The sequence below is a fragment of the Gemmatimonadaceae bacterium genome (assembly GCA_036273715.1).
Lineage (GTDB): Bacteria > Gemmatimonadota > Gemmatimonadetes > Gemmatimonadales > Gemmatimonadaceae > JADGGM01.
Genome location: DASUHB010000024.1, coordinates 1 through 11747, shown reverse-complemented (window position 1 = coordinate 11747; position 11747 = coordinate 1). Strand labels below are relative to the sequence as shown.

Below are 11747 nucleotides of genomic sequence, written 5' to 3'. Positions count from 1 at the left end.
GACGACGAGGACGTCGCGCGGATCTTCGCGCTCGAGCACAGCGGCGATCGTTAGGCCTGGGGGCGAATCGGTGGGCAGGTCCTTGAGCGAGTGCACGCAGCAGTCGACTTTGTCCTGCGCGAGCGCGGCCTCGAGCTCGTGCGTGAACAGACCCTTGGCGCCGATCTCGCGCAGCGGCTGCTCGATGCGTTTGTCGCCGGCGGTCTTGAACGCCACGAGCTCGCTGTGAATGCCGTGCGCCGCGAGCATCGAGGCCACCTGTCGCGCCTGGCGGAGGGCGAGCTCGGAGGACCGCGTGGCGACGCGGAGAGCTCCTGGTTGCTTGGCGGAAGATAGTCCCATTGCTGCTCAATCTATAGGGACAGATCGGTGGCGGCGGGCGTCGACCCCAGGCTCGCCCTAAAAGGCGGTACCCAAACACCAGCCATAGTCGCGCGGACCGGCGCAGCGCCTCGCGCTCCTGGGGAAGATCACCTATGGTGGGTTCCTGTTTTCCAACCACCGCGCTAAGATAATCCTCCCGCTTCACGGCCGCCTATCGGGGCGGTCGCCTGCCACTCCGCCGCGTTCGGTAGACTTAGTCAGGCAAAAGGTATCACCGCATGCTCCGCATCATAGCGATGGTAGGGGACACCGAGGCGTCCGCGCATCTCCGGGAGGCCGTGGAGAACGCTGCGCGCTTGCAATTCGTTTGCGACGTGCAGGCACTCTCTCAATGCGGTGGCCGCGAGCTGCCAGACGTCCTGGTTTTGGGCGTCAAGGAAGCCGAGCGACCCGGTGTCGAAGCGGTGGTGCGCAACGTTACCGTATGCAAACCGAGCATCCGGCTCTTCCTTGTCTGTCATAGAGACGGTCCTACTCTGCAGGCGCTGATGCGAGTGCAGCATCTCGGCAGTGCGGGTGTCATCCTCCCTCGTGAAAATTCGCCCGCACAGACGTGCCGCGCGCTACTCTCTGCCACCTCGGCCGAAGATGCCGACAGATCCGTGCGGCGTCTGGTGTGCTCCCAAGCGCCGGAGCGGGCCATGCGTTATCTCCACTGGTGCGTAAGCCACGATTGCGCTGTCCGTCCAAGTGTACGCGCGCTGGCAGCGGCAGCGCACGTGCGACCGGAAACGCTCGTCCGTCGCTTTACGGCGCTCGGCCTGTGCCTGCCTAACCATCTGATCGCGTGGGCGCTCGTGCTCCGGGCCAAGGCTCGACTGGACAGGCCACAGGCAAGCTTCGAGAGAGTGGCGCACGAGCTCGGGTTTGGATCCGGCGGGTCGCTCGCGAACCTGATCAAGCGCCGGACCGGCTTGACGCGATCCGAATTTCGCGCGCGAACGCCCGAAGACATCGCCGTCACCGCCATGCGCGAGATGTTCGGCGCATGCCAGGAGCATGCGTTCGAGAATCGGGACCACCCAATCGACCGACAAGCGAGCTGAGCCAGGCCGCGCGTTAGGAGAACGGCACGGGAAAGGGATCGCCACGCGCCGGGTCAGAAAACGTGCGACGGAGGTCAATTCCGTGCTTGCTCCGTCGGGCTCGCGCTCCTACCGTGCGGCCCAACGCATCCGGCGCGTTAGTCACCGTTGAACGACGCGCTGGTGCTCGAGAGCGAGGTGGCTCTGTGTCCGAAGCCGGATCCAGCCCGAGTGCGGTGGCACTCGAGGGCGGCGTGTCGCGCGAGTATCTGTTGCATCACCGCGTGTGCCCAACCGTCATTAGGCACGACGGTTCGTTGGTCGTCGCGGTGGCGCCCGATGCACTCGTGCCCGAAGCGCTCGACGACCTCGGCCTCGCCTACCGCCGGCCGATCGTTGCCGACGTCACTCCGCGCGAAGAAGTCGAACGGCTGGTCGCCCGCCTGACGTCGGACGCCGACGCCTCGCTCACCGTTGGGCACGCCGACCAAGATGACGACGCCCTCGTGGCCGACGTCCGTGACGTAGCGAACTCAGCACCCGTAGCGGCGTACGTCAATTTTCTCGTGGGCGAGGCCGTTCGGGCGGGCGCCAGCGATATCCATCTTGAGGCGACGCGCACCGGTCTCCTGGTCCGATTCCGCTTAGACGGCATCCTGCTGCCGGCACCAGCGGCGCCCGTGGGCCTCGAAACGGCGATTCTCTCCCGCCTCAAACTGATGGCCGACCTGGATATCGCCGAACGGCGCCGACCCCAGGACGGGCGCATTCGGGTGCGACTCGCCGATCGAGAGTTGGACGTGCGCGTATCCACAGTGCCCACGCTCCACGGCGAGAGCGTCGTGCTCCGCGTGCTCGACCGTGGCGGACGCCCCGTTGGTCTCGACACACTCGGCATGCCGGCCGCGATTCTCGAGCAGATCAAAGGACTCGCCAAGAAACCGCACGGCATGATCTTGGTCACCGGCCCAACCGGTTCCGGCAAGACGACGACGCTCTATGCGGCGCTCAGGCTGCGCGACGCATCAGCCGAGAAAATCATCACGATCGAGGACCCGATCGAATACCAGCTGTCGGGCATTACGCAGGTGCCGGTTCACACGCAGGCCGGCGTCACGTTCGCGGCGGCGTTGCGATCGATTCTCAGGCAGGACCCGGATGTGATCATGGTGGGCGAGATGCGCGACGCCGAAACGGCGTCGCTCGCCGTCCAAGCCGCGATGACGGGGCACTTGGTATTCTCCACGCTGCACACCAAGGATGCGTTAGGCGCCATTCCGCGGCTGGTAGATCTGGGTGTGCCACCGTACCTCGTGGCGGCGACGGTCGACGCCGTGATGGCCCAGCGCCTGGTGCGTCGCGTCTGCCCCGACTGCGCTACGCGCGTCGACGCGAGTACGTACGAACATCACGCCGCAATCCCCGCCGCGATTCGCGCCGCGACCGTGCTCCGCGGAGTCGGGTGCTCGGCTTGCCGGCACACGGGCTACGCGAGCCGCCTTGGCGTGTTCGAGCTCGTCGTCTTGTCCGACGCGATGCAGCACGCCGTCTCACGACATGCCTCGCTCACCGAGCTGCGAGACTTGGCACAAGGCGATGGGTGGCATCCGCTGTGGGACGATGCGTGGGCCAAGGTGCGTGCTGGACTCACGACCGTCGAGGAGGTGCTCCGTGTGGTCTCGGCCTAACGTAACGAGAGGGTGGCGCCCGGGCTTCACGCTACTCGAGTTGCTGGTGGTGCTCGCGATCATCGCGACACTCGTGGCCGTCGTGGCGCCGTCCATCTTCCGCAACGTCGGCGACGCCAAGACTGCAGCGGCCAAGAGCCAACTCGAAATCTTCGGGCTCGCCCTCGATGCGTATCGCATCGACAACGACACGTACCCGACATCAGACCAAGGCCTCGCCGCGCTTCGCACGAAGCCCACGTCCGGAACTGCCCCGCGCAACTGGCGCGGTCCCTATCTCCGGAAGGACGTACCCGTGGACCCGTGGGGGCGACCCTACGTCTACGTCGCTCCCGGCGTCGAGAATCCGACGTCGTACGACCTGTATACGTTAGGCAGAGACGGCAAGGCGGGCGGCGCCGATGAGGATGCGGACATTACCTCGTGGGGCGGTCCGGTGCATCCATGACCGCCACCACGCGCTACGCCTATCGCGCCGCGCGGGCCGATGGCGCCTTCGAGCACGGCGTCCTCGCCGCCGAGAGCCGCGATGCGGCGGTCAAGGCCCTGGCGGCGCAGGGACTCTGGGCGGTGGACCTCAACGCCGCCCGCTCCGACCGTGAGCTCCGCACCCGTCTCTCGGTCGCCGATCTCGCTTTGGGTCTACGCGTCCTCGCGACGCTCCTCGAGAGCGGCCTCCCCGTGAGCAAGGCGCTCGCGGCGATGCCGGAGCTCGCCCCGGACGCGTGGACGCCGGCGCTGCCCGGGCTGGCGCGGGTGGTGCGCGAAGGCGCATCGTTAGGCGCGGCGCTCGAACGGAGCGGCTTGGCCATTCCCGCCGTGGTGTTGGGCATCGTGCGGGCCGGAGAAGCAGGCAGCGGACTCGCGCGTGCGGTTAGGCGGGCGGCCGACCTGATGGAGGAAACGGCGGCCACCCGGTCGGCCATCCGCGCAGCATTGGTGTACCCCTGCATCCTCGCCGTTGCCGGGACGATCTCCGTCGGCATCCTGGTCGGCGTGGTGCTGCCGCGATTCGCGGCAATTCTCTCCGACCTCGGCCAGACCCTCCCGCCAACCACCCGTTTCGTGCTCCAAGCGTCTGTGTTAGCACGAGTTGCGGCGATACCGGCCGGCGTGGCGACACTCATTGTATTAGTGACGTGGCGGGCGTGGACGTCCACGGAAGGCGGCGCGGTGCGGTGGCACTCCATGCTTCTTTCCGTCCCCCTGCTCGGCACCATTCGCCGGTCCGCGGCCACGGCGCGCGTGTGCGCTGCCCTGTCGGCGCTTCTCGAGAGCGGCGTGCCACTCGCTAACGCTCTCACACACGCCGCGCGCGCAGCCGGTGATGCGGCCATGCACGAGCGTGTGCTCGCGGCGCGCATCTCGGTCGTCGCCGGCGCGCGGCCCTCGGCCGCCTTCCTAACGGAAGATGCGCTGACATCGGTTGCGTCACGGCTCGTTCGCGCCGGCGAAGAGACCGGCGCGCTGGCCGCGATGCTCGCGCACGCGGCGCGGCTCGAGACCGAGCGCGCGACGCAGCGCGTGCGCGCTGCCGTTCGCCTCCTGGAGCCGGCACTCATTCTTGCGTTCGGCGGCCTCGTCGCGCTCGTGGCGGCCGCGCTGCTCCAAGCCGTCTACAGCGTTCGCCCAACGTGAAACCCCGGCGCGCCGTGACACTCGTCGAGCTGCTCGTGGTGCTCGTTTTGCTCGGCCTCGTGGCCGGCGTGGTCGGGCTCACGATCCACACCGCCCGCCCCCCTGTGCAAACGGACCCGGTCGTCGCCGAGGTCCAGGCGGCGCGCGATTCCGCGATCCGCTCGGGCCGTAGCGTGACGATCACGCTGCAGGTCGACCGCGCCGAGCAAGAGGCCACCGCCGAGCCTGACGGTCAGGTGCGCAGCGACACCGCGCTCGACATCGACCCGCTCACTGGGGAACACCATGCGGCGCCGTAAGGCACGGCGCCGTCGCGGGATGGTGCTCTTGGAAGCCATCGTGGCGCTGACGATCCTTGCGATTTCAGCGACGACGATGGTCTCGCTCGCAGCGAGCTCGCTCGGTGCCGTTTCGCGCGCCGTACGGCTCGACATCGAGACGCAGCGTGCGAGTGCACTCGTGGATGCGGTTTCGCTCTGGCCGCGTACGGACCTGGATCGACACCTCGGCGACCGTCCTGAAGGGCCGTGGGATCTCCGCATCGATCGCCCAACGCCAACGCTCTATGTGATCGCGCTGCGCGATACCGCAAGCGGCGCACTGCTCTTGGCGACCTCGCTCTGCCGGCCGGAGGCACCCAATGCGCCGTAGCGGGTTCACACTCATTGAGGTCATGGTGGCGCTCATGGTCGGCGCCATCGTGCTCCTGGGCGCGCATCATGTGCTCGCGATCCTCACGGATCAGTCGCGCGCCCTGAGGGATCGCGCGGCACAGTCGGATCGCGATGCAAACGGCGAGCGGCTGTTGCGGAGTCTCGTTGGGCAGATGGAACTGGGATCGCCGGGCACTGTTCCGTTCAGCGGCTCGCCGGACACCATGCGGTTCTCGAGCTGGTGTGAAACGCCGGCCGGTTGGCTCGAGCGATGCGCGGTGACGCTGTCGTTCGCGGCGGACAGCGATCGCCAAACGCTCCGTGCCCAACTGAATGCGCATCGACCGATCGACCTGGTGCGTGGCTTTCGGCGCGGCACGTTTCGCTACTTGGAGAGCGCCGCGGCCGGCGGGCAGTGGTTCCAGCAGTGGGGCACCGGCATCACGGCTCCGTTAGGCATTGGTATCGTGCTGCTCCGTGATGATGGGGTGGACACGATGATTGTGCGAATTGGGCCGCGCGGATGAGCGGGCGACCTCGCGCCGGATTCGTGCTGCTCGCCGTGCTGTGGGTGATGGTCGGCGTCAGCGCGCTCGGCTTCGGCCTGGCGCTGCTTGCGAGGCGTGCGGCCGGAACCGCGCACAACCGGCGGGCGGCGACGGTGGCGCTCTGGCTGGCGGAAGGCTGTGCGAGCCGGGCCGAGGCCGCCATCGGCGACGCACTCGCACATCGGAGCGGCCGTGATAGCACCGCGGTTGCCGACCGTGTTCGGCAGTCGTGGGCCGGTCTCGACACAGCGGTCGCCACGTCCGCCTTCATCTACGATGCGCCCTGCGCGGTCACGCTCCGACCGGGCGGCACGACCATCGACGTCAACACGGCCGACGACAGCTTGCTCGTGCATTTGTTCGTAGCGTTAGGCAATGCGCCTGCCGTCGCCGATTCACTCGCCGACGCCGTCCTCGACTGGCGTGACGCCGATGATGTCCCACGCCCGAATGGCGCGGAGGCGTCGTGGTACGCGACGCAGGGACGCGAGCCCCCGCGCAATGCGGCCTTCGCAGACGTGCGCGAGCTCACGCGCGTGCGTGGGCTCGAGCGGCGGACGGGCCTTGACTCGTTGTTAGGCGTCGAGCCGTACCGCATCGTGCTCGACCGCGCCCCGCTCGCGGTGATCACGGCCCTGCCCGGCTTCACGAGCGAAGCTGTTGCGCGCATCGCCGACCATCGTGCGAGCGGCGTGCCGATTTCGGACGTGCTTGCCTTGAGCGCGGAGCTCTCGCCGAGCGGCCGAGCTGCGTTGCTGGCCGACTATCCAGACCTGGTACGGCTCACGACGGCGGAGCCCGACGCCTGGATCCTGACGGCCCGGGGCACGTCGGGGACGCCGCCCGTGTCCGTCGTGCTCGAGCTCGTCCTTGTGCGGGCGGGCAACCGCGCAGCCATCGTGCGGCGCCGGACGTGGATCCAGTGATCGCGCTCCGTCCGCGTCTCGGGTTAGGCATCGGCCGGCGGCGCGTGAGCGCCGTGTGGCTCGACGGCGACACGGTCCGTTGGGCAGCCTCGCGGCCGCGTTCCGATGATGAAGCGCTGGCTCGAACACTCGGCGCGCTGCTGGCCGCGTGTCCGCGATCGCGGCTGCGGCCGCCGATCGTGAACGCGGCCATCGGGCCTCACGGCGCGCAGCTCAAGCTGGTATGCGATCTACCGGCGGTCGCCGAGCCTGCGTCGCTCGCCGCGGTCGTCCGCGAACACGCGTCGCGCTTCTTTCTCAAGAACGGCGTGCCGCTGCTTGTCTCGGGCGCGCGCGGCGTTTCACCAACGAGCGCATGGCTGGCTGCGTTCGAGGAACCGCTCGTGCGAGCGATCGTCGACGCATGCGACGCGCTCGGCCTCACGGTACACGTCGTAACGCCCACGGCCGTGGCGCTTCGATTCGCGATGTCCGCAGAAACGATCGTGTGGAACGATGACGGCGTGTACCTAGCCGTCACATACGCCGGCGGTGCTGTGAAGAGCGTGCGATCCGCTTCCGGCACCGGTGCATCGGAGGCGCTCCCGGCGTTCGCTCCCACGTTCCGCGCGCTTACCGGCCGCGCCGCCGAGCTCATGGACGCCGCGGGCGCCGCTCGTGTGTCGCGCGCAGAGCCGATCGCGCTCCGAGGCCGCACCATCCGCCTAACGCGCGAGCCGTCGCGGCGCCGCCTCCTTCTCTGCCTAACGGTGTGCGCGGTAGCGATCGTCACTGCGCTGCTGAGTCCCGGCATCGCCTCATGGCGCGTGGCCCGCGCGGTGCGCGCCCACGATATGGGGCTTCAGGCGCGGGTTCGCGATACGGAGCGCGACGCGCGTGATTTGGCGTCGGTGACGTCGGCATTGAGCGCGATCGCGTCGTTCACGCAAGCGCGCCGATCCACGACGCTGCTCCTGGCGCAACTGACTCGGGCACTGCCTGAGGGAACGGCTCTCCTGGCGGTACAGTTGGACAGCGCGGGAGCCGGCAATATCGTCGCCGTTGGGCCGCGGGCCGCAGCGGTGGTCGACGCCGTGGAACGCGTGCCGGGCATCGCGTCGCCAGAAATTGTAGGGCCCGTGACTCGCGAGACCACCGCCGGAAGGGCGCTCGACCGTGTCACGGTGCGGTTTCATCTCGTGCCCGAGTGATTCCATGAAGCCAATGCTCTCCGTGCTCTCGCCTCGGGATCGCCGCACGCTGCTGGTCGGCGCGGCGTCGATCGGTGGGCTACTATTCGTCGGACGCGCGCTACCCGCATGGCTGCGTTGGCAAGCGGAAGCAATCCAATCGGCACGGTCGGCGAGCGCTGCGTGGGCACGAGACCGCATGCTCGCGCTCCACTCGCGTGCAATGCACGATTCGTTAGTGGTGCGGCGAACGCGTCTCTCTGCACTGTCGCCGACGTGGCTCTCGGGAGACTCGCCCGCCGCCGCGAGCGCCCGACTTGCAGGCCTCGTCACGCGCGCCGCAACCGACGCCGCGATGACGCTGGGCGCACTCGACCTCCGCACCGATTCCGTTGGGCACGAGCCGTTCGTGCCGGTGCACGTTCGCGTGAGCGTCACCGGCGACGTGCAAGGACTGGCGACCTTCCTGGCGGCGCTCGACCACGGCCCGTGCGCGCTCACTGTCCGGTCGCTCGATGTGCAGGCGGGCGACCCGGCAGCCGGCGCCCAACGGCCAGAGGTTCTGCATGCAGACCTGTCGATCGACGCCCTCTGGCGCCCCGCACACGCGATGGGTGAAACGCCATGAGCGCCCGGTGGATCGAGCGTTTCGCGTGGGTGATGAGCGCGGTCACGATTCTCGTTGGCATCCGCGCCTGGCTCGAGCTTTCGCGTCCGGTCTCGGCGCCAGCGCCGGCCATCTGGCCCGTGTCCCCGCCGGCTCGCACCATCGAACCAGATTCGCTCGCCGTCCTCGTGACGCACATTACGAGTGCCGATCCGTTCCGGCTCGATCGGAGACCGGCCGCCGTGGCGTATGGAGCACCCGATTCCGCAACCGTACATGCCGCCGTGCAAGCGGCTGCCCCGCGCCCTCCGTTAGTCCTGGTCGGCATCGTCGGACCGCCGTGGCATGCGTTAGTCGACGGCATTCCCGGCCATGACGGCAGCACCGTGATCCGCGCCGGTCAGACCGTGGCCGGCCTCCGTGTCGGTGCCATCACCGCCACCACCACAACCATTACCGGCATGGATACGACTTGGCGCCTCTCCGTCAAACGGACATGGCCATGAGACACGTCGCCGTCATCCTCGTGCTGACGCTGGCCGTCTTGCGGACATCGGAGGTGCGAGCGCAAGCACGCGACTCTGCGGTCGTGCTGCGACACGACAGCGTGAGCGTGCATCTCGTGGATGCCGACGTGCGGGCCGCCGTGGAAGCGCTCGCGCCGTACCTCGACAAACCGGTCGGATTCGGCAGCAGTGTCCCGGGCGCGCGCGTCACGCTGGAAACACCGACGCCCGTTGCCCGCGAAGCGGTTCGAGGGTTGCTCGAAGGCATTCTCTCGAGCCAGAACCTCGAGCTGGTGCGCGACTCGGCGATGTATCGTGTGCAAATCAAGGGGCCACCTGCCGCGCCCCCGGCAACGGTGGCGCCTAACGGACGCACCGGTGCGGCAGGCGAGGTGCAGTTGTTTATCATCCATCTGCGGCACGCCCGCGCCGCCGATGTTGCGGCGACAGTTAATGCGTTGTTCGGCCGAGCGAGCTCGTTGGGCGAAATCGGTGGCAGTCGTCCAGCCACTCTCGACCAGCAGCTGCAGGCGGGGCTGATGCAGCCTGCCGCGTCGGCTACCGCGCCGTCGCCTAACGCGCCACCAGGCGCGGTTCCGGCGGCGCGGAACGCGTCGTTCAGCGGCGACGTCACGATCGTTCCAGACTCGCGCAGCAACAGTCTCTTCATCCGAGCAAGTCAGAGCGATTTCGACCTGATCACGTCAGCCGTGAAGGAGCTCGACACGCGTCCGCTGCAAGTGCTCATCGAGGTGATCATCGCCGAGGTTGAGCGAACGAACAGCTTGCAATTCGGCGTCGATGCAACGCTGCCGCCGACGAAGGTGAACGGCGGTTCGACGGTGGTCAACGGCTCGCAATCGGGCGCCGGTCTCACGGATTTCGTGCTGCACGCCATGCATTTCACCGGCTTGAACATCGACGCCACGCTCACCGCCGCCGCCGAGCGCGGCGACGTTCGGATTCTGAGTCGGCCGATTTTGGTGGCGGCGAACAATCAGCCGGCAACCATCAACGTGGGCAGTCAGCGACCCTTCGTGCAGCTCGCGAGGACGCTGCCCACGGACAATGCGTCGGTCGACCAGGTGGTGCAGTACAAGGACGTCGGCACCAAGCTCACGGTCCTCCCGACGATCAGCCCCGACGGCTATGTGGGCCTCGAGGTGACGCAGGAGATCGACAACGCCACGCAGGAGGTGGCGTTCGACGCGCCCGTCATTTCGACGCGGTCGATTCAAACAGAGCTACTGATCAAGGATGGCCAGACGGTAGCGTTAGGCGGGTTCACGGACGCCGAGCGCGACGTGACACAGGGAGGGATCCCGTTCTTGTCGAGCATCCCGCTGTTAGGCGGGTTGTTCGGACACTCGAGCCGGCAAACCACCGCGACGGAGATCTACCTGTTTCTCACGCCGCACGTGATACGAACCGACGACGATGCGGACAGCGTCACGCACCCGATGCTCGACCGCGCCGGCAGGGTGAAGCCATGAATAGTTTTCGAATCGAGAACCTCATCATCGGCGAATCGCGCTCAATCCGTATGCTGCGCGAACGCGTGACAAAGCTCGCGACGTCACGCGTGCCGGTGTTGATTCAAGGCCCGACGGGCGCAGGCAAGGAATTGGTGGCCGTGGCGCTGCATCAGTTGAGCGGCAGGCCCGGTCTCCTCGTGCCAGTGAACGTCAGCGCGATCGCCGAGCCGATGTTCGAGGATGCGTTCTTCGGCCACGTGAAGGGGGCCTTCAGTGACGCCGTACGCGATGCAACGGGGACGCTTGCCGAGGCAGACCGCGGAACTCTGTTTCTGGATGAAATCGGCAGCTTGGCGCGCTCTGCCCAACCCAAGTTGCTCCGCGCCATCGAGCTTGGCCGCTACCGTCCCGTTGGCGCCAACGGGGACCGGCACAGTGATTTTCGCGTGGTCGCCGCCGCGAACGAAGACTTGCAAGCATTGGTGGAGACCGGTCAGTTCCGATTCGACTTGTTGCAGCGGCTGCGAGCAAGCCTGATCATCGTGCCACCGTTAGCCGAGCGGCGAGAGGACATCCCATTGTTGGTCGATGCGTTTCAGTCGCGCGTGCACCCTTCCGCCGCTCACGTCAAGCGCTTCTCTGCCGATGCGATAGAATGGTTCCGCGAACGGCCGTGGCCTGGCAACGTGCGCGAACTCAAGAACGTGGTCGAATCTCTCCTGGCGGAGGTGCAGGACAAGATCATTGGCTCTTTCGAGATAGAGTGCATCGCTCCTCCGGTGAATCGTCCTGGAACGACTTCGAGCACTGTGGGTGTGGAGCGGCGTGAGTTGCTCCAAGTGCTGGACACGCATGGCTGGGATATTCAATCGGTCGCTCAATCGCTGGGCGTACACCGCGTGACGGTGTGGCGCTGGATGCAACGGTACGGCATCAGGCGGCCCCGCTTCGGTGCACTCGCCGACGCACGGATCGAAGGAGCCAGCGCGACGCACTGACGATGTTGCGAATGTTGCATCCTGTGGCAGGGCATGAGCGCAACCGGCGCAACCTCGTCGGCATCACAGTCATTGATAGCTCAATGCCCGATGGCGGTGCATGTCCGCGCAGGCACTTATCGGTGGCGAC

General features: G+C 67.4%; 14 protein-coding genes. 13 read left to right on the top strand and 1 reads right to left on the bottom strand.

Annotated elements, in window-relative coordinates:
- Positions 1-342: hypothetical protein (locus VFW04_03895; GenBank protein ID HEX5178447.1), on the bottom strand; the 342-nt coding region annotated here is incomplete at its 3' end.
- 260 nt (positions 343-602) lie between these two features.
- Between VFW04_03895 and VFW04_03890 the strand changes: the two genes are divergently transcribed.
- The 13 genes from VFW04_03890 (at position 603) to VFW04_03830 (ending at position 11617) form a co-directional block, all read left to right on the top strand.
- Positions 603-1430, top strand: a complete 828-nt coding sequence (locus tag VFW04_03890; protein ID HEX5178446.1) for a helix-turn-helix domain-containing protein — start codon at positions 603-605, stop codon at positions 1428-1430.
- 185 nt (positions 1431-1615) lie between these two features.
- A complete protein-coding gene (locus VFW04_03885; protein HEX5178445.1) occupies positions 1616-3097 on the top strand; it encodes a GspE/PulE family protein in 1482 nt (493 codons plus the stop codon).
- Complete coding sequence (gene gspG, locus VFW04_03880; protein HEX5178444.1) at positions 3081-3545, top strand: type II secretion system major pseudopilin GspG; 465 nt, start codon at positions 3081-3083, stop codon at positions 3543-3545. The genes VFW04_03885 and gspG overlap by 17 nt, the downstream gene beginning before the upstream one ends.
- Positions 3542-4735, top strand: coding sequence for a type II secretion system F family protein (locus VFW04_03875; protein HEX5178443.1), 1194 nt, complete (start codon positions 3542-3544; stop codon positions 4733-4735). Before gspG ends, VFW04_03875 begins: the two co-directional genes overlap by 4 nt.
- Entirely contained in the window at positions 4732-5034 is a 303-nt protein-coding gene (locus tag VFW04_03870) for a prepilin-type N-terminal cleavage/methylation domain-containing protein (GenBank protein HEX5178442.1), read from the top strand. The genes VFW04_03875 and VFW04_03870 overlap by 4 nt, the downstream gene beginning before the upstream one ends.
- A complete protein-coding gene (locus tag VFW04_03865) occupies positions 5021-5386 on the top strand; it encodes a hypothetical protein (GenBank protein HEX5178441.1) in 366 nt (121 codons plus the stop codon). The genes VFW04_03870 and VFW04_03865 overlap by 14 nt, the downstream gene beginning before the upstream one ends.
- Positions 5376-5915, top strand: coding sequence for a prepilin-type N-terminal cleavage/methylation domain-containing protein (locus VFW04_03860; GenBank protein ID HEX5178440.1), 540 nt, complete (start codon positions 5376-5378; stop codon positions 5913-5915). Before VFW04_03865 ends, VFW04_03860 begins: the two co-directional genes overlap by 11 nt.
- Complete coding sequence (locus VFW04_03855; GenBank protein HEX5178439.1) at positions 5912-6862, top strand: hypothetical protein; 951 nt, start codon at positions 5912-5914, stop codon at positions 6860-6862. The genes VFW04_03860 and VFW04_03855 overlap by 4 nt, the downstream gene beginning before the upstream one ends.
- Positions 6859-8052 (top strand): hypothetical protein, encoded by a 1194-nt coding sequence (locus tag VFW04_03850; GenBank protein ID HEX5178438.1) that lies wholly within the window; start codon positions 6859-6861, stop codon positions 8050-8052. The genes VFW04_03855 and VFW04_03850 overlap by 4 nt, the downstream gene beginning before the upstream one ends.
- Positions 8053-8056: 4 nt before the next feature.
- Positions 8057-8659, top strand: a complete 603-nt coding sequence (locus VFW04_03845) for a GspMb/PilO family protein (GenBank protein ID HEX5178437.1) — start codon at positions 8057-8059, stop codon at positions 8657-8659.
- Positions 8656-9144 carry a hypothetical protein gene (locus VFW04_03840; GenBank protein HEX5178436.1) on the top strand — a complete coding sequence of 163 codons (489 nt, stop codon included), beginning with the start codon at positions 8656-8658 and terminating at the stop codon, positions 9142-9144. The genes VFW04_03845 and VFW04_03840 overlap by 4 nt, the downstream gene beginning before the upstream one ends.
- Positions 9141-10637, top strand: coding sequence for a secretin N-terminal domain-containing protein (locus VFW04_03835; GenBank protein ID HEX5178435.1), 1497 nt, complete (start codon positions 9141-9143; stop codon positions 10635-10637). The genes VFW04_03840 and VFW04_03835 overlap by 4 nt, the downstream gene beginning before the upstream one ends.
- Entirely contained in the window at positions 10634-11617 is a 984-nt protein-coding gene (locus VFW04_03830; protein HEX5178434.1) for a sigma 54-interacting transcriptional regulator, read from the top strand. The genes VFW04_03835 and VFW04_03830 overlap by 4 nt, the downstream gene beginning before the upstream one ends.
- The last annotated feature ends 130 nt before the right edge of the window (positions 11618-11747 follow it).

Excerpts from the sequence above, each read along its gene's own strand:
- VFW04_03835 (HEX5178435.1), top strand. The coding sequence starts at position 9,141 with ATGAGACACGTCGCCGTCATCCTCGTGCTGACGCTGGCCGTCTTGCGG.
- VFW04_03875 (HEX5178443.1), top strand. The coding sequence starts at position 3,542 with ATGACCGCCACCACGCGCTACGCCTATCGCGCCGCGCGGGCCGATGGC.
- VFW04_03855 (HEX5178439.1), top strand. The coding sequence starts at position 5,912 with ATGAGCGGGCGACCTCGCGCCGGATTCGTGCTGCTCGCCGTGCTGTGG.
- VFW04_03830 (HEX5178434.1), top strand. The coding sequence starts at position 10,634 with ATGAATAGTTTTCGAATCGAGAACCTCATCATCGGCGAATCGCGCTCA.
- VFW04_03865 (HEX5178441.1), top strand. The coding sequence starts at position 5,021 with ATGCGGCGCCGTAAGGCACGGCGCCGTCGCGGGATGGTGCTCTTGGAA.
- VFW04_03860 (HEX5178440.1), top strand. The coding sequence starts at position 5,376 with ATGCGCCGTAGCGGGTTCACACTCATTGAGGTCATGGTGGCGCTCATG.
- VFW04_03840 (HEX5178436.1), top strand. The coding sequence starts at position 8,656 with ATGAGCGCCCGGTGGATCGAGCGTTTCGCGTGGGTGATGAGCGCGGTC.
- VFW04_03845 (HEX5178437.1), top strand. The coding sequence starts at position 8,057 with ATGAAGCCAATGCTCTCCGTGCTCTCGCCTCGGGATCGCCGCACGCTG.
- VFW04_03890 (HEX5178446.1), top strand. The coding sequence starts at position 603 with ATGCTCCGCATCATAGCGATGGTAGGGGACACCGAGGCGTCCGCGCAT.